25 protein-coding genes are annotated in these 23,556 nt (G+C 42.6%); 10 read left to right on the top strand and 15 right to left on the bottom strand.

The window, feature by feature from the left end; translation table 11 throughout:
* The first annotated feature begins 177 nt into the window (after positions 1-177).
* Positions 178-396: a hypothetical protein gene (locus PRUB_RS20550; RefSeq protein ID WP_010385196.1), complete on the top strand. Its 219-nt coding sequence runs from the start codon at positions 178-180 to the stop codon at positions 394-396.
* A 185-nt stretch (positions 397-581) separates the two neighbouring features.
* Here PRUB_RS20550 and PRUB_RS20545 read toward each other — a convergent pair whose 3' ends face one another.
* A complete protein-coding gene (locus tag PRUB_RS20545) occupies positions 582-1,421 on the bottom strand; it encodes an alpha/beta hydrolase (protein ID WP_010385197.1) in 840 nt (279 codons plus the stop codon).
* A gap of 300 nt (positions 1,422-1,721) precedes the next feature.
* Between PRUB_RS20545 and PRUB_RS20540 the strand changes: the two genes are divergently transcribed.
* The 3 genes from PRUB_RS20540 (at position 1,722) to PRUB_RS20530 (ending at position 4,210) form a co-directional block, all read left to right on the top strand.
* Positions 1,722-2,522, top strand: coding sequence for an ion transporter (locus tag PRUB_RS20540; RefSeq protein WP_010385198.1), 801 nt, complete (start codon positions 1,722-1,724; stop codon positions 2,520-2,522).
* Between the two features lie 225 nt (positions 2,523-2,747).
* Positions 2,748-3,650 (top strand): hypothetical protein, encoded by a 903-nt coding sequence (locus PRUB_RS20535; RefSeq protein ID WP_010385200.1) that lies wholly within the window; start codon positions 2,748-2,750, stop codon positions 3,648-3,650.
* 251 nt (positions 3,651-3,901) lie between these two features.
* Positions 3,902-4,210: a hypothetical protein gene (locus tag PRUB_RS20530; RefSeq protein ID WP_010385201.1), complete on the top strand. Its 309-nt coding sequence runs from the start codon at positions 3,902-3,904 to the stop codon at positions 4,208-4,210.
* Positions 4,211-4,376: 166 nt separating this feature from the next.
* Here the strand turns inward: PRUB_RS20530 and PRUB_RS20525 are convergent, their stop codons facing one another.
* Positions 4,377-4,583: a hypothetical protein gene (locus tag PRUB_RS20525; RefSeq protein WP_010385202.1), complete on the bottom strand. Its 207-nt coding sequence runs from the start codon at positions 4,581-4,583 to the stop codon at positions 4,377-4,379.
* A gap of 124 nt (positions 4,584-4,707) precedes the next feature.
* Between PRUB_RS20525 and PRUB_RS20520 the strand changes: the two genes are divergently transcribed.
* From PRUB_RS20520 to PRUB_RS20510, 3 genes are all read left to right on the top strand, one after another.
* Positions 4,708-5,469, top strand: a complete 762-nt coding sequence (locus PRUB_RS20520) for a substrate-binding periplasmic protein (protein WP_010385204.1) — start codon at positions 4,708-4,710, stop codon at positions 5,467-5,469.
* Between the two features lie 218 nt (positions 5,470-5,687).
* Positions 5,688-6,191: an RNA methyltransferase gene (locus tag PRUB_RS20515; RefSeq protein ID WP_010385205.1), complete on the top strand. Its 504-nt coding sequence runs from the start codon at positions 5,688-5,690 to the stop codon at positions 6,189-6,191.
* 275 nt (positions 6,192-6,466) lie between these two features.
* A complete protein-coding gene (locus PRUB_RS20510; RefSeq protein WP_010385206.1) occupies positions 6,467-6,781 on the top strand; it encodes a DUF6172 family protein in 315 nt (104 codons plus the stop codon).
* A gap of 181 nt (positions 6,782-6,962) precedes the next feature.
* Here PRUB_RS20510 and PRUB_RS20505 read toward each other — a convergent pair whose 3' ends face one another.
* Positions 6,963-8,546, bottom strand: a complete 1,584-nt coding sequence (locus PRUB_RS20505; RefSeq protein WP_010385207.1) for a serine hydrolase domain-containing protein — start codon at positions 8,544-8,546, stop codon at positions 6,963-6,965.
* 302 nt (positions 8,547-8,848) lie between these two features.
* The gene (locus PRUB_RS20500; protein ID WP_010385208.1) at positions 8,849-9,151 is read right to left on the bottom strand and encodes a hypothetical protein; all 303 of its coding nucleotides are present in this window, start codon (positions 9,149-9,151) and stop codon (positions 8,849-8,851) included.
* Between the two features lie 214 nt (positions 9,152-9,365).
* On the opposite strand from PRUB_RS20500, the gene PRUB_RS20495 reads away from it, so the two are divergent.
* From PRUB_RS20495 to PRUB_RS20485, 3 genes are all read left to right on the top strand, one after another.
* Positions 9,366-9,701, top strand: coding sequence for a DUF3703 domain-containing protein (locus tag PRUB_RS20495; RefSeq protein WP_010385209.1), 336 nt, complete (start codon positions 9,366-9,368; stop codon positions 9,699-9,701).
* 225 nt (positions 9,702-9,926) lie between these two features.
* Positions 9,927-10,670: a helix-turn-helix transcriptional regulator gene (locus tag PRUB_RS20490; protein WP_010385211.1), complete on the top strand. Its 744-nt coding sequence runs from the start codon at positions 9,927-9,929 to the stop codon at positions 10,668-10,670.
* 348 nt (positions 10,671-11,018) lie between these two features.
* Positions 11,019-11,333, top strand: a complete 315-nt coding sequence (locus PRUB_RS20485) for a hypothetical protein (protein WP_010385213.1) — start codon at positions 11,019-11,021, stop codon at positions 11,331-11,333.
* 192 nt (positions 11,334-11,525) lie between these two features.
* Here PRUB_RS20485 and PRUB_RS20480 read toward each other — a convergent pair whose 3' ends face one another.
* From PRUB_RS20480 to PRUB_RS20430, 11 genes are all read right to left on the bottom strand, one after another.
* On the bottom strand, positions 11,526-11,888 hold the full coding sequence (locus tag PRUB_RS20480) for a hypothetical protein (RefSeq protein ID WP_010385214.1): 363 nt from the start codon (positions 11,886-11,888) through the stop codon (positions 11,526-11,528).
* Between the two features lie 132 nt (positions 11,889-12,020).
* Positions 12,021-12,455 (bottom strand): acyl-CoA thioesterase, encoded by a 435-nt coding sequence (locus PRUB_RS20475; protein ID WP_010385215.1) that lies wholly within the window; start codon positions 12,453-12,455, stop codon positions 12,021-12,023.
* Positions 12,456-12,661: 206 nt separating this feature from the next.
* Positions 12,662-13,021: a hypothetical protein gene (locus PRUB_RS20470; protein ID WP_010385216.1), complete on the bottom strand. Its 360-nt coding sequence runs from the start codon at positions 13,019-13,021 to the stop codon at positions 12,662-12,664.
* A gap of 502 nt (positions 13,022-13,523) precedes the next feature.
* Positions 13,524-13,847 (bottom strand): hypothetical protein, encoded by a 324-nt coding sequence (locus PRUB_RS20465; RefSeq protein WP_155946260.1) that lies wholly within the window; start codon positions 13,845-13,847, stop codon positions 13,524-13,526.
* Positions 13,848-14,062: 215 nt separating this feature from the next.
* The gene (locus PRUB_RS20460; protein ID WP_010385219.1) at positions 14,063-15,703 is read right to left on the bottom strand and encodes a methyl-accepting chemotaxis protein; all 1,641 of its coding nucleotides are present in this window, start codon (positions 15,701-15,703) and stop codon (positions 14,063-14,065) included.
* A 511-nt stretch (positions 15,704-16,214) separates the two neighbouring features.
* A complete protein-coding gene (locus PRUB_RS20455; RefSeq protein WP_155946261.1) occupies positions 16,215-16,721 on the bottom strand; it encodes a hypothetical protein in 507 nt (168 codons plus the stop codon).
* Positions 16,722-17,147: 426 nt separating this feature from the next.
* Positions 17,148-17,681, bottom strand: coding sequence for a hypothetical protein (locus PRUB_RS20450; RefSeq protein ID WP_040644700.1), 534 nt, complete (start codon positions 17,679-17,681; stop codon positions 17,148-17,150).
* 1,317 nt (positions 17,682-18,998) lie between these two features.
* A complete protein-coding gene (locus PRUB_RS20445; protein ID WP_010385225.1) occupies positions 18,999-19,445 on the bottom strand; it encodes a hypothetical protein in 447 nt (148 codons plus the stop codon).
* A gap of 193 nt (positions 19,446-19,638) precedes the next feature.
* Positions 19,639-21,696, bottom strand: a complete 2,058-nt coding sequence (locus PRUB_RS20440) for a hypothetical protein (RefSeq protein ID WP_010385226.1) — start codon at positions 21,694-21,696, stop codon at positions 19,639-19,641.
* A gap of 440 nt (positions 21,697-22,136) precedes the next feature.
* The gene (locus PRUB_RS20435; protein WP_010385227.1) at positions 22,137-23,066 is read right to left on the bottom strand and encodes a hypothetical protein; all 930 of its coding nucleotides are present in this window, start codon (positions 23,064-23,066) and stop codon (positions 22,137-22,139) included.
* 111 nt (positions 23,067-23,177) lie between these two features.
* Positions 23,178-23,507: a hypothetical protein gene (locus tag PRUB_RS20430; protein ID WP_010385228.1), complete on the bottom strand. Its 330-nt coding sequence runs from the start codon at positions 23,505-23,507 to the stop codon at positions 23,178-23,180.
* Positions 23,508-23,556 lie beyond the last annotated feature (49 nt).

The following is a 23,556-nucleotide window of genomic DNA, read 5'->3' as shown; positions in this document are numbered from 1 at the left end:
TATCTATTACAACATTTTGTTATTTATTTTTAATTCTCACAATGCACTTAACTCTCCGCTACAGAAGCAAGCGATTCACTATCGACACTTAAAAATTAATAAAAATTTTGTAAGACCAGAGCCAGTACATCGACTAAGGCTTGTAGATCTTCATCCAACACAACTGTGGAGCACCCAATGCAACCAATGACTACAAACCACCTTCAGCTCACTGCCATTGTTTGGCTGGTGGCCTTACTCTGCTTGATCAATATGGGGCTGATCCTGGCCTTTACGCCGTTTGTGATTTTCAAAATCAGTGCAACTTTTTTAGCTGTTGGCGTCACAGAGCTAGCCATGGTGATGACCAGACGTTCAATAAAATCAAAACGCCTGGCGGCCTATTTTTCGGTTTGAGTTAGGTTAATTTGACCCAGGCGTCCGAAGTATTACTGTCTGTTGAGCAAGGCCGAAAACTGATAACGCTAGGCCTATGCTTTTCGGCAGCAAACACAGCTACTAAGAAACGTATGCACTGGCCGTGGTGATGAGACATAGCAATACAAAACGCATTGCACACAAGCTCATCGCCCAGCTTCGCATCAATTACGATACAAAGCGGTTAGCACTTCATCCATTGAATGCGCCACCACCGGAATATGGTCCTGTTTATATTCAAGATATGTCAGGTCAAGCTGTGTAAAGTTGGCATGTTCCAGTAACGCATCAAACTCTCTGACATGCAGCACATTACCGGTCCTGCCATTGGCACCGACCAGAACCGTTCGGCTTTTTAAGGCCTGGCTCTGCGCCCTGCGATCATCAACGAGCTGCGAGGTAGTTTCCGGATGTGCCCAAAAACTCCCATCAAACGACACATGGCGGTGGAAAAAAGGCTGTTGAGGATCATCCATCAACAAGACAAGACCAACAAACAAACCTGTATTGGAGTGTCCCATGATTGTCCGGTCGGATTGATTCACCGGATACCGGGCTTCAATACTCGGTGCCAGCTCTTTATTAATGAAATCAAAGTAATCTCTGGCCAATGGCCATTGTGAATAATCTTGCCGATGTTGGTAATTATCATCAGCGTAGTTTTCCACCCCGACTAAAACCACTTCCATCTTGTTGTCATCCAGGCTATCAGCAATGGTGTCAAAACGCCATTCAGCGTCCAGCGCATAGATCACCGGGTACGTTTTATTGGCAACCCGATTTTGTGGCAGATAAATCTTCAAAGGATACGACACACCCGTGTAGCCAGAAGCAATCGCATCCAACTGTAACCGTTCACCAGGCATAAAAGGCTGAGTAGCCTGATTAGACGTATTCTGCTGCATCACCCCTGTGTCCGAGCTGCCACTGCCCCCACAGGCACTCAGGCTCATTACCAGCGTGCAGATTACAATACGGGTAAGCACTTTAAATTGTGTGTTCATCAAAACCAAAATATCCTGTCTGGGTTAAGCATTTAATCGGGTTAGCCAATAGCGCCTTCGTGATCTCAGGGTTGTTATTTATGTTGTATTCTGGCTGTTGCGTTACAGAATATAGATACAAGTTGGCATTATTGATCCCAAAAAAAGGAAGTCTATTTCAGACGGCCATTGAATTGGGAAAAAATAGTCTCCAAACCGCGCTTTCTTTAATTTTTATGCGCTCACAATAACCGCAAACCTTGAAAAAGTCACATTTTACCGACATGATAACTGGCCTGGACAATTACCTAAAAAAGAGCCATGACAACCTCTACTTCCTTTATGTCGAAACTGACGTCGCTCGTCGAAGCGCAGTGGTTTCAGAACTTCCTGGTCGCCGTCATTTTATTTAATGCGGTCACCCTGGGGCTGGAAACCACACAGTTTGGTAAAGACAATGCAGCCATTTTGCATAAAATTGATTTTGTGATCCTGCTGATATTTACCATTGAACTGATACTCAAGCTGGTGGTTTATCGCCTTAAATTCTTCAAGTCGGGCTGGAACTGGTTTGACTTAATTATTGTTGCTGTTTCCTGGGTTCCCTCCAGTGGGCCGCTTTCCGTACTGCGTGCGTTTCGGATCCTGCGGGTGTTACGGCTGTTCTCCATTGTACCGCAGATGCGCCGGGTTATTGGGGCACTGGGCCACTCTCTGCCGGGTATGGCCTCGGTCATTGGCGTGCTGGGTATAGTGTTCTACGTCTCAGCGGTTCTGACAACCAAACTCTTTGGTCAGCATCCGGATCCTAATATGCAAGAGTGGTTTGGTAGTATCGGTGCTTCTGCTTATACCCTGTTCCAGGTAATGACATTAGAAAGCTGGTCCATGGGCATCGTACGCCCGACCATGGAACTGTTCCCACAATCCTGGTTGTTCTTCGTACCTTTTATCATTATTACCAGCTTCGCGGTCCTGAACCTCTTTATTGGTATCATAGTCGATGCCATGCAGGTAATGCATGAAGAAGAAGGCAAACCCGATCAGGTCATGGCCACACGTGAGGATATCGCTCGCGTTGAAGCCAAACTAGATGCGCTGCTAAAACAACAAAAAGACTAGCCCTGCCAGAAGCTTGCCGCCTACCCTTAAGCGGCAAGTCCTTGCCCCCAAAGCCCTTATCATAACAGCTGTGCTGTTACTTTCTCCAAGTCATAACGCGCAACACATGCCCTCTCGGTCTGTTTTTGAGTCTGGTACGTTGCTTGCTTACAAAAGCTCTGTAGATAAGCCCACGAATACAGGAATATTCGTTGCCAATTAATCCATTGACCAAAGGAGCTGAACATGCAAGTGACATCGATCCCTTATCACACGCACAACACCTATCAGAAAACTTCAAATAACACACAAGAAACGGGCTATACACCGGTGTCTCAGCCACAAACAAATCAAATAGACGTGCCCCAAACTGGCTTTGACTTAACGGGTAAAGTTAACCTGATATACCTCTTAAAACCCGAAGACATTAGCGAGTTTAAGGGTGAGATGCCCGACCTCACCAATTTTTTCAGCGGCTTTAAAAATCAAGACGACCTGGCGCAGCAATATCACCACAAAGGTCAGCAACAAGACATTGAGCGCATCGTATTTATTGATGGCAAAGCCGTTGTGTCCGAAGGCTATGACGGCACAGTATACGGCCATGGCCCGGTGGCTGAGATATTCAAAGAAACGAGTAACGACCCACAAAAACGACAGCAACGCATTGCAGAACAATTTCCTGATGCCCAAATTGAGGTCTACCCCAAAGGTGAAGGCCCAACCAATGCCGAAGTGTTTGAATTACGCTACGGCGAGTCCTATCAGGACTATGTAGACGAACAGGTACGCAATTACAGCGATCAGTATCTGACCAACCAGATTGCTGCCGAAGAAAACTACCGCAGAAAACTGATGTTTGAACAAACGCCGCAAACCAGTGTGTTCAGTGTTGATGGCCAGGTTGTAGCAAGCAGAGACGACAAAGGCTTTGTCGACGTTGGCCTGCCCCTGCTAGACGTAGCAGATGCGCGAGGCATAGAAAGAGAAGCGCTTAAAGAGCTGTTCAGGTATTCTCCTGAGCGTTCACCTGAAGACTATCAAGCGCTATTAAATCAAGTATTTGGTGACGGTGTTGAGTTGACAAGTTACAGCACCGCAGACGCCCCCACCAGAGCAGAAGTGCGTAAACTGGCTGAGGCAGGTTAAGCACCTCAAACATTAACCGGTGATTAATCACACAAATATCGGACATTTATCGCACAACACTCATACTGATTGTTGTGCTTCTTTAGATAAGAATACTCAGTCCATCATCAATACCATGCTGAGCTGTGCTCAATCCCGGATAGCAGATGTCCTGGAACTATCAGCCTGACATACTTCCCACTTCCTTTACCAATGGCCTGTTAGGTATAATTCGGGGTTATCGCCATACAGGCTTTAAATTTGGAAACCTCATGAAAAAGCTCTCAAAAGTTCAGCAAAAACAACAAGCACTGGTGCTCACGGTGGCTGATGCAATCGAAGAACAAGCGCGCGCAGAAATCCCAGGCATGGTGCAATGCTGGTTTGATGTGGAATACCACCTCTTTCCTGGCTCCCTGCTCCTGTGTTTTCAATTCGAAGATCAAGCCACACTGGATGCAGCCAAGCCCGACTTACTCAAATGGCAAAAACGCCTGAGCGCGGCGATGTTGAAAAAAGGGGTGATCCTGAAAGATATGCGTAAACACCTCACTTTTACCCTGGAAGGCCCGGAAGATTGAGGTATGAAAGGCGCAGTTTACTTTCTATAGGTTACCGCTTAGAACTCGGTGTACGTTATTGAGCGGTGAGTGAGACGTTCAGCAGATCCGCCTTGGCTTAAGTAAAACCGCCAAATATCAAGAACTGCATTTAAAAGGCAAGCCGAGCTTGCCTTTTAAATATCACTTAACAAATTGTTGAATTACAACAACCTGTTTGATTAGTTGGGTTGTAAGTTCTGCAAAACGGCGTTTCTGTCAGGCAGTCAAACGTACAGCGATAAGTTTTAAACCCACCACCAGCAACAGCTGGTGTTGCCTGCGTTGGCAATTTTTGGCTGTCTGCACTTAGCATTTTAATGTTTTTCTTACTTAGACTTAGCTTCATCTTCATTTTTTAATTTCCTTTTGTTAAATAAAAACCCAGAATACAAACAAATTATTGCAATTTCAATACACAATGCAATGTATTAAAAAATGACCTAAACTTGCTAGACAGTGGATTTTGGATTCTGTTGATGCGTCTTCCAATCATCTTATTTTGTGCACTAAGCGCATTTTTAAATATTGCGCATACCAAACCACTGCTGATTAACAGCCCTGACTGGCGCCCCTACTTCACCTATGATGACACTGCCACAGGCTATGCCAAAGAGCTCCTCAAGTATCTGTTGGAAGACAATGGCTACACCTATCGTTTTGTCCCCTTACCCATTAAACGCGGCAACCAATATATTAAATCGGGTAAGCTGGATGTCTCGGTACTCTCTTACCGGCCTGAACGCGCCCAATTCGTCAGCTATGCTGACTTTCCTTTGTTTACTGTCTCCTTGCGATTTATCTCGAGGCCTGAACACGCCAATATCAGCCATGTAGACGATATTTCACCACTCAGATTTGAGTTTGTACGGGGTGTGTCATACACCCAAGAGATCAGAGAAAAAGCCAATGCACTTGAAAGAGATGTGTACACCTCAGTGACGCTGGAACATGCCCTTAAAAAAATCATGGCCAGCAGAAGTGATATTACCGCGGCCTCAACCCATACGCTGATCTCAGAGCTAAAAGCATTGGGCCATCCGAAGGAGCTCGCAATAGGGACGTATGTGGTTCAGGAAAAAGCGTATTATATTACTGTATCCAAACGCTCAGAAGCCATCGCTGACCCCACTGCCTTTTTCAACAAAATGCAGAGCTCACTCAACAAAGCCAGACAAACAGGTGTGATTGACCAGCTATCCGCTGAGTATCAGCTTATGCTGGACGATGTAACCCACTGAACCTAGCATCTTTGCCTTTAGACAAACTTGCTGAACCCGAACCAACTACACGCCACACGGTGCACAAAACAACGGCTCCATTTAACTGGGTACCACATGCTGACTGACACAAAAATACCTGCATGGTACAATCTGCCGTCAATTTTTTTGGCAGCCCCGCTGCCGTCTGTTAGAAGTTTTGGTAGCCCGGCTGCCAGTTATGTTGAGAGTGAAAGAGTATGAGTGAGTCGTTTGCCGCGATTGGATTAGTTAATCCGAAATCGCCGACTAACGTAGGTGGCGTATTAAGAGCTGCGGGTTGCTATCAAGCACAAGCCGTTTATTTTAATGGTAATCGCTACGCAAAGGCTGCCAAGTACCATACCGACACAAAAAACATCGCCGATAATATCCCCATTCAACAGGTTGATGATCTTACCAGCCTGAAAGTACCTGGCCGCTCGCTCGTGTGTATTGAGCTGGTGGAAGGTGCAACACCATTGCCACAATTTACGCATCCCGATAATGCAATTTACGTTTTTGGCCCCGAAGATGGCAGCCTGCCACAAGAGATTGTGGATGCCGCTGACGCCGTGGTGTATGTACCAACGACCGGTTGCATGAACCTGGCTGCCACAGTCAACGTGCTGCTGTATGACCGTATGGCAAAACGCACCACAGGGTTTGATGCTGGCCAAATCCTGACTAGCCGGGATACCAATAATCGTTTGGTGGTTGGATAAGCGCACGGTTGGAAAATACTGGCGAACACCAGACTGGTTACCCCGGCTTTGGGCACTTAAATGGATAATCAGGGCGCGCAGTCTGCTAACAGCGTTTCGCTTTAAGTAAGCATTATCTAAGACAAGCCCTCACCCCTCGCCAGTTCGCTGAATATAGCGTAAAATGGTCTATTACATGTCTGTATTTATCCACTCGTCTTTGACGCTAAATGAATACACTTTATCTACTCAGGCAAGCTTTTTGCTGATTGAGTATCTCTTGCTTGAAGGCAACTATGAAAAAAACATTTGAACTAACTCACCCGAAAATCAAACTTGCACGACGCGTTGACGCCGTCAAACATGAGCTTAAAAAATACCTTAAGCGTGAACGCAACAAAACGTTACCAGCAGGCGCTGACTACTGGGACTTTGACTGTCAATTTGGTAACACAGAAGCAGAAGCCGAGCCAGTACACGTATCACAGCTCAATAAGCTGATCGACAAAACTCAAGAAGAAAACCTCACCTCTTTCTATGTTGAAATCCTGGCAAAGCCAGCCGTCAGACAAGCACGTAATGTGTCTGACGATGAGTCAGCAGAGTATTAATCCAAAGCACCTGCTTGGGTCTCAATGCCTTGCTGAACCAGATTCAGCAAGGCATTTCAGAATTAAGCCCTTGCACAGTCAAAGACAACGATTCTGACTACGCTACATAACAAGCCTTTCACTGACATCGACGATGCATCGCAAATAAAAGTCGGATCCAGCCCAAAAGCACGCAAATTGCTTAGTACCATTCAAAGAGTTTCTTGTGATTACCGCCATTCAAAACGCCTTGACAATGCTTTGAGCGATACGCCTTATTATAAAAAATAACATTACGGATCCCCTGGGCAATGCAATCTGTCTCATACCCCGTTTTGTTATAATTACTAAATACCATCACCGCTTGATTGCGATCCAGCAATCTTGAAAAGCTCGTCACCCAGGAATAAGGGTAATTACCAGAGTAACTTACAAACCTTTCATATCCTTGCAATTTTTCCATCTCATCAGGTGAAATAGGCGTATCTGGACAGTCCAGTTCCTCTGTATAAGTTTTAGGGATGTAATTAACAAACCAGCCGTAGCCAAAATACTCGCACTGAGACACACTATCAGGTTGTGTATCCTGAGGCTCATTGCCATCCTGAGCGGCCTCACATTCCTTATCCTCCTGTGTGCAATTGTCCGCCTTTTGGTAAGGAGTAAACGCCCTTTTTTTCTGTTCATCATCAAGAATCGAATCGCCATACAAACCCTTATCCCAAAGATGCATATCCTCGACAGTGGAATACATGTTGCCCGCAGAATACAGCACCATTGGGTTGCTATAAGGGCTTTCTAAGATATCTGCGCAATCAGGCAAACCAGTGATATCTTGGCAATCAGCCAGGCCCGTATCCGGTAAACGACCCGTAGTGTAAGGCAAGAGCGGATTATCTTTATCAACATAGCCAGTCGTCATGTTTTCGTAGACACCAATCGCATTAAATGTACCGCTGTCATGCATTTTCAGCTCATTTAGTATCTTCTGCTCCAAGATGTTGCCAAAGTAAAACTCAGAGGGAATCTTACCTTGCAGTGAATTAAAGTCACCTTGCTCTTCAGCTTCGAGCTGCTCAATAATATTACCAAGGAGGTAATAATTGCAGTTGCTATACTCAAACTTCTCACCGGGTTTAAAGCTGGGGACACCCCCTTGTTTTTGACAGGTACAAATACGATTGCTGAACGCCTCAGGTCCATTCAAATTTAGGCCAGGTTCATATAGATATGGCCGCCACCCCCAGTTCAAATATACTTCCGGATTATCGCTATAGTTAGCTATGCCTGACGACATCGTCAATAAATTGTGAAGCGTTATATCCTTGCATTCATTGTTTGGAAACCAAGATAAATAATCACCAATGGTCTTTGTTTCAATCTCTTCCTGTAGAAGCGCTTTTTGTAACAGCGCCGCCGTAAATTCTTTGGTGTTTGAGCCAATGCGGTATTTAGAGTCAGACGTATTTAAGCCAACTTGATACTTTACTCCCGGGGTATTTGTATCAATATTATGCTGCGTCGCAATCCTCATAAAATGCGTATAGCTTGAGAGGTTTCTTGGCCCACAATTCGCCTCGTACACAACATCATCACCTGAGGTGACATAGACAGTGCCAAAAAACGACTTACCACAGTAATCTGCCAGTATTTGTTTAAACAAATACACTTTTTTCGGTCCAATTGTGTCGTTCTGGGCAACGCTTTCTCTAAAACATGCACTCAAAAACACACAGGAGCAACACAATAGTATGACCCTTAATCGAAGTTGATAGCGCTGATACATTTTATTTCCTTAAAGAGGTTTAGAAAATTTGCCAACCGCTCAACTACTAACAAAGCTTATTCTGTTACTTAAAATTGCATACATGCCATTCAACATGCAGCCGCTTTTACAAACGATTTATGACGACCCGTTTGGGTAGACATGTATGCAGAAGCCACTGTGAACACCCACTCCAATTGCTGTAAGCTATGCCCCAAAAAGAAACTATGGCGCAGGACCTCTGTTGAATGCTTTCTGCCGGGTGCTTCTCCCCCTCGATACTGTGCTGCAAAATAGTCAATACACAGTGCGGACTGAGCAAACTAACGTGTTAATCGCGAAGTCAGACCCGACATAGCCGCGGCTACGGCTTTTTGAACTACCGCTTTTGCACAAATTTCTAATGAGATAAGTTCAGCTTCCAAAATTTTCTGCTCTCTTAGCAAGTCAACTTCCATTTCTTCACTACCGATCTCATTGTTCAAATGCGCTTGTACAATAGCTTGAATTGATTCCCTTTGAGCTTCTAATGCCTTTTCCAATGGCGCCAAAAGTGGCTTTGCTTCTTCACCAACCACTTTCAATGTTGTTTCTAACATGTGTTTATAAAGTTCACTTGTGTTCATCTGATTTCCCGTTAATTACGCTTTTTTATTTGTTCACAGCCCTAGCCTAATCAGAATCAAAAGTACGGGCTATTACACACGGATTACAGATGCAACCTGCCCCTGAACCAGAACAACTTTGCAGCCAGTTTATTCAATTCATCCAAATCCTCAGCGTTTAGAATGACTCTGAGAGCAGGTAATTTATCAACCATAACCAACAAGGTACTTAGCCATGAAATCAGAACTGAAATTAGCGTTTCAAAAGGAAATAGCCGCGGCTAAAGAGCTGTATGAAAACGCGCAATACAGTAGGAGCTTTTATCACTTAGAAAGAGCACACATATTGGGACAATCCTTTATTATTCCTCACACGCAGTCGCACTGGTGGATGCTCAAATTAGGCTTCAAAAAATGTAGCGCCAGGGAGGTACTTGGGCAAATAGCCCGGATCTTGGCTTCTTTTATCTTTTCCAGGATCTGGGTGCCAAAAGGAAATACTGGCGGAACCAATGTGAGCCCCATCAAACCCATGCCAATACCAGCCGATCTGGCAGAATACTTGAAATAGCCCTACCTGGGCACCTAACGCGATTAGTACAAAATGCAAAGTCGATAAAACCCAACACGATTCAGTTTGGGAAGGTGCTGGACTGGCCAAGCGCGTACAATACTGTGTCAGGCATGAGGCCAGCCATTTGCCTGAAAATTACGATACACTTACTGCGGAATGCAGGGACATTGCCAGCCCTTCCAGCGCGCAAGAAACGCAAAAACAAACCCGGAGACGATTGGTGTGATAACCTCCAATGTATGGATTGACACAGGCCTTGTGCTCATTTACGGCTCACAGTTAGATGCCAATTACCACCAGCACGATGCTATACAGCTAGTGTGGCCGTGTTATGACTCACCCTCTGAATTAAATGGAGAGACGCTCCATAGCCTGGTCGTTATCGCCTCTAAACAAAGTCATTGCCTTAAGCTGTCCAAAGGGTGGATCTTGTTAGTGGAACCACACAGCCTGTTAGGAGAACAGTTAGAAGCAAAGTTACAAGGTCAGTCTATGGTTTCCTTTGAGCTTGACGCTGACGGCATGGCGCATCCCCCATTTGATAAGGACAGCGCTTTTCAACTTGTTGCGTCAATATTCCGAGTGATGTCAATTGAGCAAACTTTACTGAACTGTAATCAGAGCTCAGTCACTGATGAACGTATTCAGAGTTTACTTGAAAACCTGGATACCTGTTTTGTGGCCGACTGTATTAAGCCAGAACGCTGGCGTGCAGCCGACGTCGCACAAACCCTTAATTTGTCAGAAAGTCGATTTCTGCACATCTTCAAAAATCAGGTTGGTATTGCGTGGCGCCCTTTTCTGTTGTGGCGAAGATTGATTTGTGCACTACAAGCACTCATAAAAGGCAAGTCCGCAACAGATGCGGCCTACATGGCTGGGTTTTCTGACAGTGCACATCTTAGTCGCACGTTTCGCTCTACATTTGGCATGAGTATCACGCAAGCAAAAAACCAGATTAAGTAACTCAGGCACGCTTATGCCCTTTTACGTTGGCAGTTCAGGTTAAGAAACACTCCCTTGATTGAGGGAGTATGCTTGCTTCAACTTTAAGCCATTATTTGGAGAATACGTTTTCAGCCAACCACTTCGCCGGAGCTAAAGCAGATGCTGATAACGTCAAGTGCTTTGTATTTGTTCCCAGCAGTACTAACAGAAAATTGACACTTATCGTGTCATCATCCACAGATGCCATCAGGCAGTGGTTTTTTATCCTCTATTTTCAAGGCGTAGAAAAGCGACATCAGCATACTGAAAAGCCTGGTTCGAAAAATGCATATGTGGGTCAATGTCAAACCAGAGAATGTCACCAACATGAATAAAAGCACCAATACAGTTTATGTGTTAAGCGGATATGCGAAATGTTCAACCTCCCACAAAGGGAAGTATAAACTCGGCAATAAACACTCCATTGGACTGTTAACAACCGATGAAAACTATCAGGACAATATGCATCAGCTTAAGACCTTTATTAAGGACTTAGGGTGGGAATCCATCATGTTTTGTATGGTGGAAGAAGTTGAAGACATTAACACCTTATCGAATGATGTTTTGATTTCCAGTTTTCATCGTGCTCAGAAAAATGGTCAATCATTAGTGGTGAATGATCTCCCTATTACCGTACATTAAGGTAAACACTGCTGGTTGCGAGTGACAAGTACGCAGCGTCTCAAAGCGTCGCCTTGCTCAGGAGTTTGCCAAAACAAACTCCTGAGATGCTAAGTACTGAGGTAAATGTGTGCATACCGTCCTGGCGGTCTTATACCTGGCACGCTATAAACGCTATATTCTTGGCACACCATCTAAAAATGAAATTAGCATTTATTCAAATAAGACAAAGATTCTTCTATTTGAATGTGGTAGATAGGCATATTTGAGTGCTAATAAGTGACCCGCTAAATCCATCGCATTCACACGCACCGTATGCCATGAATGTTCATCTGACCATTCACTGGCAACACTTTTTAATTGCTCATCATCCATGACAGCAATGCGCTCAGAAAAGCTCGCTGATAGCAACCACAGGTTGTCGTTCAAAACTAAAGCTGAACATTTAAAGCAGCCCAGTAAATCGCTGATTTGCTCTTTGGTAAAATGCCCACCACCCAAAATTGAATTTTCGGGCACTGCGTTAAAACTGTTCAGGAAACACCCTTCACGTTCAGCAAAAAATGTTACGTCCACACTCAACTCCGTTGGGTTTATTATGCTCACTTAATTAATGCGCTGTGCATCTCTGTCATTAAAGTGTACTTGGGAGCAACACGAACACCAAGTAGAACAAAAACAGGCTCTGCAAACAACAACCCGCTCCTGTTACTCACCGTTCATCTCGTATTGCTTAAGTATCGATAACATTTTCTCTGGTATTGGAGATTTTTGCCCTGTTTTCATATTAAACATCACCACATTCGCATACCCCGTTGTACATATTGCCTGCTGTGACTCACTAAACGCTTCATAGCGCATGGTGAAACGATCTTCTTTGATGTCGGTAATATACGAACCAATATAGAGGGTATCCGGAAAAGTAACTGGTCGTTTGTATTGGGCATACGTATCGCGCAGTACAGGACTATGGGTGGGTTCTGATAAGATAGAAAGTAGTCCTGTTTGCTTTAAAAAGTCGATCCGTGCGGTTTCAAAATAACGAAAGTACGACACGTTGTTCACATGGCCCAGCGCATCCATTTCACCCCATACAACGTTGATCTTGGTCTTAATTGCAAACTTGTCGAAAAATTCCTGCATGATGTTGCCTGTCATTATGATTAGTGACTCTGAGAGTATCAACTCATCGTACCAGCAACAAGCACTATGGGACACATCTAACGACTAACAGGCCAGAGTGACAATGTCAGAGCTTCTCCACTGGAATTAAGCTCTGACTGCAACAGAGTTGAAAGCTCATACTACCAGGGGCCTGTACAACTCATCATGCATAACTTGTTTTATGCTCACTTTATGATCCACATATTATCTACGACCGGTACATCTTGTGTTCCTCCCCAAAAAGAGGTAGTACGGCAGCCTGAACCATGGAAACCAACTTTTTTGCCGGATGCAAACGCTGCTAATGCGCTGGAAACCATTATATCTTTCCCGGGAAGATCGTGAGGAATATACACTCTGAATGTCGACGTACACTTGTCTAGATTGTCTACAGCACCCGATATATACAGGCTGACAGCACCGTTTTCATGAGTAAAAAACCTAGTAATTTCAACACCATTAGAGTTTAAATGAGTGATATATTTACCAAATGCACTGGTACTGACCAGCATACAGGTAAAAAGTACGAGTATTTTCTTTTTCATATTTCCTTAATCCAGCTGAACAATGTATTCCGACGCATAAGACTGAACGCCGCTGCCGAAGCCCGAAGGCTGTATTTGCAAGTGTAAACTTACTGGCAGCAAACATCGCTCGGTATTATGCATCTTGTTATTTTTATAAAATAAAACGGAACTGTATCACGACATGAGTAGGCAGGTACATTTAATCCTATTAAACTGGGCTGCTGTAGCTCTTGCTAAGTTACTTATGACGACACCAGCCATTCAACATTTTTGAAACCCAGAAGATTTGTAGGGACGCCTGATTTTGAAAAAGGAAGTGAACACAATCAGCTGACCAATCTCACGAATTAGTGGCATACATAAGTGAACTGGTGCTGTCGCTTCACAACGGTTCGATTGGCTATCGCTGATTTACCTCAAATACAACTCAAAACCAGACAGGAGCGGAAGCTATTTTAGTTTTAGCTATGTGGAGACCATGCAATTTAAGCAGACACAGCTCCTCCATACAATTCAGACATCACCACACACCTGGTACAGCGACACTAATGATCTTAGGGTGCCTTCCCAGGCACCCACTATAATTGAGCGTCACAGTTTGCTGGCTAGCATATGCAGTTAATACAGTAGAATACAACACATTGAAGTTTGGCGATTTATTATCCAAAACCAAATAGCTGCCATCAGCGCAGTTATCGGGGTTTTCTTTTGTTTCTACATTAATGAAAGCTTCTCCATCAGCATATACGTAATAACCCGTTATTTTTGTCTTTGCTCCCCACTTGAAAGCCATTGCGTTACCCGAAGTTAAAAGTAACAGCACAACTAACACTTTAATCATCATATTTCCTCCCAACTCAAAGAGCTGTATTTTAGACTGGCGTAATATGAATGAGTGGCCCTAAACGTCTCAACTTCTGGCAAACACTTCTTTTGTGACATCATAATTTGGATAGAGTCATAGTGTAATTTTGAAGTAAGCACTACCTAGCGCCAGTAAGAGCCCTCATGACTCTGTCTTTGGAGATCTCACCTTTGAGCGCCCCTCCTGGTGCATAGTCAAAACAAGCTCACCTCACCTGTATTAGTTGACAGTCGCTCGACCAAAGATTGCAAATCAACCGATGCTTTATTCACTGCTACAGAGACCTCATCGCTTTGTGCCATTTTCTCCAGCGTTTCAGAAATCACCAGCATTTGCGCAACGTCTTCAACAATACTTTGCGAAATGTCTTGTTGGCGCACCGCATTGTCATCCACTGAATGGGTCACCGTGATCAGGCTATCAAATGACGTCGAGGTTTGGCTCAGCACACTGCTCACTTGAGCCACCGATTGGGCCGTTTGCGTTGTTTTGGATAAACCGGATTGTATCGCGCTCACTGCTTGTTGAGAGCTTTGCAAAGTGCCATCGATAATGTCTTTTATTTCGAGTGTTGAATTTTGAGTGCGTGTAGCAAGGCTTCTGACCTCGTCGGCTACCACCGCAAAGCCTCGCCCTTGCTCACCCGCCCTGGCAGCCTCTATTGCAGCATTCAGTGCCAGTAAGTTGGTTTGTTCCGCTATATTTTGAATGACTTGTAACACATTAACAATTTCAGAAGAGCGGCTTTCTAGCTGCTCAATATTACCTGCAATTGCTTGCATCTCGCCAACCAGCTCCCCCATCCCTTTGTCTGCTAAGTCCAGAGAGGCTGCACATTGTGCCGTCGCTTCGCTGGTTGATTTAAACGAGTCGAACGCCTGTTTTGAATCCATTTTATTTTGCTCAGCGATAGTGGATAAACGTGCTGTGGCTTGATTTAAACTATCGACGATTTTGCTTTGCGATACTGAGCTGTTACCAATTTCGTCGGAGATTTCCGATAACTGAGCAAATGCGGTACTCACTTCATGGTTAACTAAATTAATGAGCCCGACACTGTCAGATAACTTTTCCTGCATGTATCGCGCACTCTTGACCAGCTCTCCTATCTCATCATTTGAATTGTGCGAAATATTTTTCGTGTAATCCCCTTCCGCAATCGCTTTTAATACTTCATTGAGATCGCCAATTGGCCTGACGATTACTTTTTGAATGTATAATAAAACAAAAGCAACCCCAACAACCGCAGTCAACATACTGATCAAACTCACTGTATAACTAGTACGAGATGAAAACGTCTGTAAATTTGCAAAGTCTGCATCCACGCCTTCATCTATCTTTTGAACAAGATCCACCAGTGAATCACTGAGGGCTCTGTCTATACCTTTAACATGTTGATCAGCCGTTTCTATGTTTAAGCCGGAAGACAGAAAAATATCATAGCCTGCTTTGTATTTTTGTGTTGCATCACCATAGTCTTTTAATATTTTGGCGATCAGTGTTTTAACCGTTTTCGAATGCTGTTCTGATTGTGCAATATTTTCGAGTACACCTTTCACTTCATTTTCTGAATTTAAAAAACGCTGCCAATATTTATTTCGCTCTGCAACTGATTTAGAACGTATCAGCACATTTTTCCACTCCTGAACCTGAGTTTTAAACAGCGACAACGCCAAGCGCCCTTGATTGGCCGCATGTATATTTTTATCTTTGAGTTCAACAAATTGAGATTCAAGCGTATGCAAAGTAAATAACATTGCAAGTACAACAATAGCAAACATAGCTAACATTGCAGACATTGGACCTAACAGCTTAACCTTTAAGGAGCTTTTCATAGCCTACCCCACACTACACCGATCTTCAGTTACTAAGGATAGAACAATTTTCAAACTCTTTATTTCCCTGTCAAAAAATAGCTTTGTCGTGGCAAGGCCGTGAATCTGAACTGCCAATGCGAAACTGCTCACAATTACTTCCAGGATTACGATGTCTTTGATGTATTGAATTCTGGGTAAGAAAAGGTTCTATTGGATTGTTTCATGATTTGCAGTGGTGAGACCTGCTGACTACTTTTCCGTACCTTCAACCAAACAAGATGCGCATTGAATGTAGGTACTAACACACATCCTTAACCAGCAGAGCCTGCGTTTGGGATCAGTCCAACTACGTGGGCAGAATGAAAACTCAGATTGATAACGCAATAATCTCATTGCTTTACAATTAGGCTCTGTCTTGCACTATCAGTGATAAGCTAGCCCCAACACTCCGACGCAGTTACTGTTTTGAAACAGGCAGTTTGATCCCCTTAAGCATCTTTAATTGCTCACTCACTTTTGTTACCTGGGACTATTTAACGCCGACTAAACACTCAAAAAACGCTTTACTATCTTGATAAGTTGGAGGATGAAGCTCTGCTTGCTCCATTACACTATTCATAACACCGATAATCGCCCACTCGATATTTTTTAGCTCGCTTGATTTGACTTGATAATAGCCAACAGGACCACATTCTTTGAACGCTCTTTTTAAAATCGGTTTACCTTGATTGGGAAGCGTAAACTCATGAAGGGCTTTTCCCTGAAAGCGAATATTGTCTTGATAACATGTCATATATGTATCAACACCGCACCGCTCTTTTGCCACTTCCAAGTCAAAATACTCTCTGACAATACAGGTATTTGGCATTGGAACCATCCTAGGGCAGCGCCTTTTTATTATTTCGCAATCTGGGCCTGACTTTTCACAGACCTTGGCAGCCAAGCCTTTCAAGATTACATCCGCAGACTCTCGTTTGGTCGCAAAAGAAGCAGCACTAAAAATTATCAAGGAAAAAATAAAGATATAATGGGTCATTAAGTTATCTCAAAACTCTGAAAGAAAGCCAACACCTAAATATAAGGCACAAATTAACAGATTGATATATAGGAAATTCGGAATGGGGAACTTATACCAATTTGTTTAATTAAGTGATCTATTTTTAGGCGAGAAAATAGGGTCGATAACAAGGCAAAAATTTTGCTATTTAGTTGTTCTAAATTAGAAACATTTAACGCTGTTAGCGTCCTATTTGCTCCTTCAAATAGACCAGGTATTAAGTGAAATTTGTATTAGTATACCCTGCTTAAATCTGTGCGGCGGCAGTCTATATTGTTTTAGCCCTAGTGTCTCTTCAATTTTCTGCCACTTGTGCAATCGAGTATAATCAAACCTAACCCGGTCAGAGTTTGTCTTTAAGTTGGTATTGAAACAAGGTGTGTTTGATTGGAAGCCTGCGATTTGCTAATTCTTTATCACATGCCACTGTCCAAAAAGATGCTCCACACATTGGGTGTTTGGCAAGCACATATCTTTGGGGTTTACTGTGCCAAAAGCATAAATGCCTTCACCTGTTCCGTTTTCATCTTGGTATGAAAATGCTTTCCTAATTAACCAGGCCCCCTGATAGTGTTGAAGCCAGAGTGATTGTAAACCGGTTTCTTTATATGGCCCAATAATTTTGCTTAAGTCAGGCTTAACCACTTTTTTATATTTGGGTTCTCCCGCTTCCCAGGCCACTGAGCTTTCATCGTGCTGTTGGGATCGTTCATGCCATTGGATAGAAACATACCCTGCGTCCTCTGTGGCCCGCATAGCTTCAATAAATTGATCAGAATAACTAAAAACAAAAGCCAAATGCTTAATCTTACTTTCAGGCCAATAATACATTGACTTTAATAATAATATAAAAACTACTGAGAGCAGGCTTAAATATAAAAACAATTTTTTCATAAATAAAGTATCTAAAAAACAAGGGTGTTTAAGAACGTACCTCATCAACATTGCTAAACTTTGTATACCACACTTGTAAAAAACTAAGCAGGTTTTTCTAATTTCTTTGGCAGCCTTGCTAAGTACTTTTTCTTTTCAGAGCATAAATGTAGCCCGAATATGAGACAAAGGTTTTTGAATCAGCATGGATTACAAAAGCGCCAAACTTGGGCCATGTGGTACCGTTGCAAGTGATCTCGACATTCAAGACCGTTGACCCGTTTTTGATATCTAAATCTGAGAAAAACGCCTTGTGATAATTATGGAGTTCACGTTCGTTGAATAACGTTTCATTGAAGAAAACGTTTTTACAGGCTACGCTGCCAAATGACACTTCTGACTTATTATACGACAGATCCTGACCCAAAAACCTCTTTGCTTCATCTAATGATAAATTACTAATGTGTGAGTGAACTATCGTTCCTACGATCCACTCTCCGAAATAGTCTTTTGCGTAAGCTATTGAAGAAGAGAGTAATGTCACAAATACAAAGAGCACTATTTTCATTTTTACCCCAAACGCGTAGCTCTGAACAATCAACCAGTCCGAATTTATATCAGAGCCGCATGCCTACAAAACTTATAGCAAATCGAGGCTATGTATTTGACATCCTTCTTGCCCCTTATCGATATACAACTTTACTTCAGTGCCAACTGTTTTTGCTGTTAAAAGCATACTTACAAAAATATCGTACGTATCAGGTGCCTCACTCTTATTGATATAGGCAGTATCGTTATTGCTAGTCAAACTACACATAGATTCGACTCCCTCCAGCTTAACCATTACGTTTCTTTTCGAGCTGGCAGGGCTATTTACCGAGATACGAAGAACCTTTCCCGAAACAATCTTATCCCAGGAATACGAATTAAAAGACAAAAACAAACTTAAAAAGAGCGTAACTAGATTTAACTTGTTATACATACGATCACCTTCTGCTTTTTGACTACATTTTAAATTCACGCTTCCTTCCATAAACATGACCGCCTGATTAAAGGTTAATAGTGCCTGCTTAAGCTGTGTTATGAAAAGAAACTGAGCACAGCTTTAGTATTCCCATCTCTTTACTGATTTGTTATATGCCTAAAACCCTCAACAACCAAGCTTGAACCCAAGTCTTCGGATACTTTAAAGCCCATGAAAGCATCACAATGTATTGTATACACACCTGACTTCAATTTAGTGACTTAACTCTGTAGAAACGCCTAAGCTTATCACCCTAGAGCAGAGGCCTACACAGATCCCCAAGGCATCTATGGACGCTCCAAAACCAGCCCCAAGAATGAGCCTGTCCTCACCGGGTATCTTTGCAATTTATATTCGTATTATTTTTTATAAACAATTGTGTAGATTTTACAAAAATGAGTCGTTGAACCAGCCCATTTTGCAGAAGGTTCTTCATGCCCAAATACGATTACCTTTGTGTTAGCATGATATGCTGCCAAAGCCATACTTGATGCAACATCGTACGCAGGACTGTTTTTGCTAATCCAATAGCCTTTGCACTTCGGAGCTGGCGTATCAACTGTAAAAATAAAATCTCCACCTCCATAGTCTGGATATACTTGCATTAAATTAATGTAAGAAAGCGAGCTTTCCTCTAATGCAAGAGTGCTAAAGGGATACCATGCTAAAATAATAAAAATTAGTTTTTTCACTGAAACCTCGCCTAACAAATATAAAGCTAATAATTGAGTCTCGTCGACAATGTTGGAATGTAAACCGACAAAACGGCGCGCAATAATGCTATCGGACAATACCCAAAGCACCATCTACGCATCCAGTATAGACCTTACCATTAGGAATGCTTATGAAGTCTCCTTAGTGCTTCTGCTACTAGTGAATAAGGATGTTCAAAAGCCAGCGCAACATCTTGCCCCAAATATCGGCAAACTCCGCTGTATATATTTGCCATTGTTACGCTGGGTACCTCTGTCTTTCAGGTTGCATCTCTAAACAACAAAACTATTTCTTCCAGGCCATCCACTCTTTTTCTACCTGCTCATTTGCGACACTTTCATCGTTGGCATGTTTATGCATATAAGCTTCCTGGAATTCACGGGCCTGGCCAAACAGTTCAGCATCAGCCAGGTTATGATTATCAACTTTTGCAATAACATCCCATATCTGTGAACTCAGCTTTAAATCTGCCTCTTCTTGCATCGCAGCAAAGTCGAGTAGATGAGAAACCGAAACATCACCATTTCCTTTTGCCAGTGACAGGTAGTCTATGACTGCCACGGGGTGCATAACATAGTAACCATCAGCACCCTCCGGGTTTTTCAAAGAATGTACTTTGTCCCATGTGCATAAGAGTTTAACGATGCCTGACTCAATGTATCCACCCGCCAGGTACTCAATGACTTTGGCATCATGACGGATCAGTACATCTGGCCGAGAGATGCCCTGATCCTCGACAAAAAGTTTAAGCTCATCAATTTTACTTTCAAGGTACTCAACTTTGAATCTTTCTGTTTTAAAAGAATATTTCGATGCGAGCTTTGTCAGCTCCCGAACGGCCCGGTCTCTGATTGAGTAAAAAGCGGAATCAGACATATCGGAGCTAATCGTGTTCAGACGAACACCAAATAGCTTCACATATTCACTAAAGGAGATGTCTGGTCTGCTTCGTCTATATCTGGAATAATGACTAATGAAAGCATTACCTGAATGAGACAAATCAATGCCCTTTTCAACGATATGCTTATAATCTCTGCATGCTTCAATCAAGTGACTGGCTACTTCTTCCATATAGTCATAGGGAATAATGGCATTGAATTCATGCTTCGTAATTAGCTTATGTAGCGAGGCGCCAGATAGCGAATAGCGATCCCCAACATTATCAAACAGTAGTCCACAAATAATTGGAATAAATACTGAAGAATCGATGTAAATATTGAGTGCCTCAACACCTCCCAATGCATTGATAAGGTGCGATGAGTTTGTATTCAAAAATGCGTCGTAAAGCTTGGCACAAGCGATATGTTTGGCAAAATCTGTTCCGGCAAAGAAGCTCGACAGCTCTTTAAATATCTCATGGGTGTTTTGTTGACCGAATTTTGACGAGATAATATCTCTGATGGACTTGTAAGACGAGTCAGCCTCTACCACTGCATCATAAATGTTGTAGCTCTGCCCCGATAAGTAGATAGTTAGCTCAATAAAGTTATCGAGCAATAATGCCTGAGTTTTAACATCTAACGCCACCTTCAGGTTCGAGAGCTTATCTTTAAAATCACTTTTTAACATCTCCAGTTCAAGCTCAGTGGTTTTTTGCAATCCCGCAAATCTATCCTGCTCACTCTTTGATAGTATGAGCACCTTTTGATGGCTCTCAATTTCCGAGTTCTGAAGTAAGCGGTCAATATTTGCGTTCAACTGAATTTGTTGCGTTTCTTCCAGGTTAAAACTTGATGCCACGCTTTCAATCAACTGCTCCCGTGAACACCCGTCTGGTTTGCGCGATAATGTCGACATAATGATGGATTGAAAGAAACGTTGACGAAGATCCTTCGTTTTTTGATCAAACAACAACAACGAAGATACGGCTTCATTTTTTGGTGTCAGGTATTTCTGTTCAGGTTTTGTAATATTGATACCAAGCAAATCAAGCACCTCAGATACTTTATCGTACTTGACTAGCCTGCTGGCAATTGCCTGACAATCGTATTTTTTGACTACTATAGCGTGGTCAGTGAAGATATCCTCCTCCACTTCTTTGTATGACCCTTCTGGGATCCGACGAGACGAAAAAAAGTACATAATATCAACGTCAGAGGTATGCTTAAGTTTCTTTGCATCGCTGCGCAGCTTCGACTCCCATTTTTTCTCAACCGAAATCTGTATGCCAACTTCAGCACCGTTGGGCATATTTACAATTTTAAAGTCATGCCCACCATCGTAGGGGCCATCACAGTAATCGGCATTGGGTAACTTGAATAGGGGCATTATTATTGTTGCGATGGAGCGAAACACAGACACGTCCGCCCCTGCAATTAATCTAGATAAGGATTCAATGTTCATTATTTTCTATTTACCTGTAATATCCTGTCCATCTGGGTTCATTTAATGTAATGCAACCTACAGCAAAAGTGTCTATTCAAAGGCTGATTAGCCATCCCAGCTAACAATGCAACGTGACATTCTTAGTTTTTATTATCAAGCAATTATGTGGGTTTGTAAATTTGACGCTTAGCTAAGTGTCACATACTGGCATGGCAAAAGTGCCATCAAAATAGAGTGCCTACCAGACGTGTAGGGAAACCTACAAACCACCCTCGTTGTGCCGAATCATATAATGGGCATTAAAAAACCGCCTCAATCTTTTAGGGCGGTTTTCAAATCAAAATCTGTGTCGGGAGCCAAAGAGAAAGGGCTAAAAATCAAAGGCAACCATTCCAGGTGGGGCCTACCAAAAAAGATACAGCCACCGATGAGTGTCTCTCAAAATTTCCGATGTATGCTTAGAACCTACTAGCACATTGAATTACATCGACTTGTTTTGCTGCAAAGCTAACCAGCCCCATAGAGCACAAGATCAATAAACATTGCTCTTCGCTGTAATCCCAGTTTTTGTAGCCTTCAATTAGTTCAGAGTCACAATCTTCTATTAGACAATCTAACGCCCCTAATAGTTGGTTGTATTGTCCTGATAAGTCGAGGTTTTTCTCTATTGGAAAGGCCGTATGTATGAGTTTTTCTTTCTCGTTTCTTAGTCGCTTTCTTGATTCGATTAATTTAGGCTTAATTTTCGCGAATTCAGACTTGTATTGATTCAAATAGCCATTTTCAAACCATGCTTCTTTCCATACACGGCTCCAATCCTGGCTCTCAACTCTTCTTAATAATTGGTAATAGACCCACCTAAATGCCGGCGCAGAAATAATGCCCTTTGACTTTGAAGGTGAACCTAAAATAGCTTCAAAGCTGTAGCTTGTGCCATCCACTCTCTGCAACAGCTTATTGTATTCATTATCATTTATTGAACCCATTCCGTTTATAATGGGGGAGAATATCTCACGACTGGCCATCCCTACTTGGTTTTTATACTCCAAGGCAAAGACAGCCAATAGTTCATAGCCATTGTGCAAAACATGCCTAAGAGGCCGAGGATCGATACCACCAAGCTCTCGTTTATCAAACCCTTGAATCTGCCTGGACCATGTTGAGGTAATTTCAAATATCAATTTTTCTAATTCTGACACAAGCGCACTTAGTTGTTTTACTTCATGAACATAAGCATGAGTTGCGGCGCTGTGGTGTGTAGCCAATGCTGTCGACTCCGCAATTGAAGTTGCTCTGCGACTTACACGCCAAGACGCGATAGCAGCGACAGCAGCAGCTACTGAAGCAACAGCCGACATTGATGAAGGAATAATCTGGAACCAATCCATAAATTTCTCTTTATCGCATGAGTAAAAATCAAAGACACCATTTCAAAGTTGAACCTACCCATAAAAGAAACAATTATAGATGAGTGTCCGTGATTTTGATGTGAACATTGCTTAAAAAAATACATTCTTGATAAAAAGAAAAGCAATGATGGCACTTAAAGCTGTCAGGTAAATTTTGAGCTTGGCTTTTAATTTACTCGCAACAGTTGGTTTTAGTGAGTTATTTTTCCTATCTAATGCGATTTTCAAAAAGGGAGCCAACTTTTTTCTGACCATTTTTTCATACGCTTTTGCCTCTCTTAGCATCTCTTTTTCTGACTTCGAACCTTCATCAAAGCTTAACTTGGGTGCGAACTTAGAAACCTCTGATTGTGCTTTATAATATTCCAACTTCTCTTCATGAGTTAAAAAAGAAATCGTTTCTTCATCTAGTAAATCCATTTAACATCCCCAGTTCACATAATATCTTAATAAAAGACGGAAAATAGCA

Source organism: Pseudoalteromonas rubra, assembly GCF_000238295.3.
GTDB lineage: Bacteria > Pseudomonadota > Gammaproteobacteria > Enterobacterales > Alteromonadaceae > Pseudoalteromonas > Pseudoalteromonas rubra.
This window is presented reverse-complemented; position numbering and strand designations above follow the sequence as displayed.